Genomic DNA, 1,499 nt, shown 5'->3' on the forward strand with positions numbered 1-1,499 from the left:
ATTTAGGGGATTTTGGGGGATTTTGCAAAGGTCTCGGGCCGTCTGAAAAACCTTTCAGACGGCCTTTTTGTTTTTGAATATTGTAAGTGATTGTAGAATTAAGAAAAACAGGAATTGATAGACTAAAATACTAGCATTATTAATTTAACATAATATAAATTAATTTCCTTTTTCCTATTCTTCTACAAATTCCGCTTATTGTTCCTATATGTTAAATGAGAATTAATGATACTCTAGAGGGTAAGTTAATAGTACTCCAATTTTTAGTATAAAATCAATGGTTTTTAAGAGAAATTTGGCTGCTTAATTTACCACCTTTCCCCTGAATGGTGGAATAGGGCAGGGTGAAATGTCTCTTTATGCCTTATTTCAACCTTTCAGACGGCCTTATTTCCATTCATCCCATTTGCTTTACCATCGGCATTATCCCCGTTACTATACAGGGCTCATCGTCAGTCGGATATTACTCTTATGACCGCCCGCCAATCCTACCACCTCACTTTCGCCCGTTTTTCCCCCTCACTTTCAGTCCGCTCCTTCAGCGCATTCTAGGCGGTCAATACCGCTTACCGTGTCGAGATCACCGCTACCTCGACCGACTCCTTGCTGCCGCTGTCTTCCTACCTCAACCAACGCGCAGCGTTTGAGATTCGTCCGCAGGAAGGCTTATTGTCGGAAGTGGCCGGGGCATTCGGGGCTGCTTCAGACGACCCGCTGGCAAAGCAATGGCAGGGCATCATCACCTCATGCGAGAAGTTGTCGGTATCCAAGGATGAAACCGTTTACCGCTTTGTTTTAGAGCCGCGTTTCGCGGCTTTAAAACATTTCCAATCTTCCCGGCTGTTTCAACACCAAACCGTTCCCGACATCGTTGCCGCCGTCTTCAAACACCACGGCTTCTCTGGTGTCGACTAACGTTTCCAAAAGAGCCGCAGCTACAGCGTACGCGAGTATGTCACCCAATATCTCGAAAGCGACTTCGACTTTATTAACCGTCTGTGCGAAGAAGAAGGCGTCTGGTATGCCTTCGAACAGCATGAACAACATGGCGGCGGAGAACTGCACCTACGCCTATATCGACGATATGAGCCGCTACCGCGTCAAACTGCCGTTTGACCTGGACGAATGGAGTCCCGGCGGAGAAAGCCGTCCCGTCCGACTCGCCAAACCCTATGCCGGTCCCGAATACGGTATCCACTTCCCCTTGCACGAAGGTACCGAAGTGATGCTGTCCTTCGTCCAGGGTAATCCCGACCGTCCGTATATCTCCGGCGTCATGCACGACAGCGCCCATACCGACCATATCCCTGCCGAGATGAGAACGCTAATCCTCTAATATCGACTTACGTATAGGCGTTATCCACCCTAATAAATATAAGATACTCACCATAATATGCTTTACAAAATGAACATGATTTGCGGAACGATCACCATAATCCGAGTCAACTCCTTGAAAAGGTATGGATGCTGTAGAAATTAGTAGAGTTGTTTACAGTATT

At 46.6% G+C, this 1,499-nt stretch carries 1 protein-coding gene and 1 pseudogene; both read left to right on the plus strand.

Features of this window, described 5'->3' with window-relative positions; genetic code table 11:
* Positions 1-603: 603 nt before the first annotated feature.
* Positions 604-1,116: pseudogene (locus tag HMPREF2872_RS12025) on the plus strand (contractile injection system protein, VgrG/Pvc8 family).
* Positions 1,022-1,336, plus strand: coding sequence for a phage baseplate assembly protein V (locus tag HMPREF2872_RS12030; RefSeq protein ID WP_070632010.1), 315 nt, complete (start codon positions 1,022-1,024; stop codon positions 1,334-1,336). Before HMPREF2872_RS12025 ends, HMPREF2872_RS12030 begins: the two are co-directional and overlap by 95 nt.
* The last annotated feature ends 163 nt before the right edge of the window (positions 1,337-1,499 follow it).

Source organism: Neisseria sp. HMSC069H12, assembly GCF_001812735.1.
In the GTDB taxonomy this organism is placed as follows: domain Bacteria; phylum Pseudomonadota; class Gammaproteobacteria; order Burkholderiales; family Neisseriaceae; genus Neisseria; species Neisseria subflava.

Coding starts and splice junctions, on each gene's coding strand:
- HMPREF2872_RS12030 (WP_070632010.1), top strand. CDS start 1,022: ATGCCTTCGAACAGCATGAACAACATGGCGGCGGAGAACTGCACCTAC.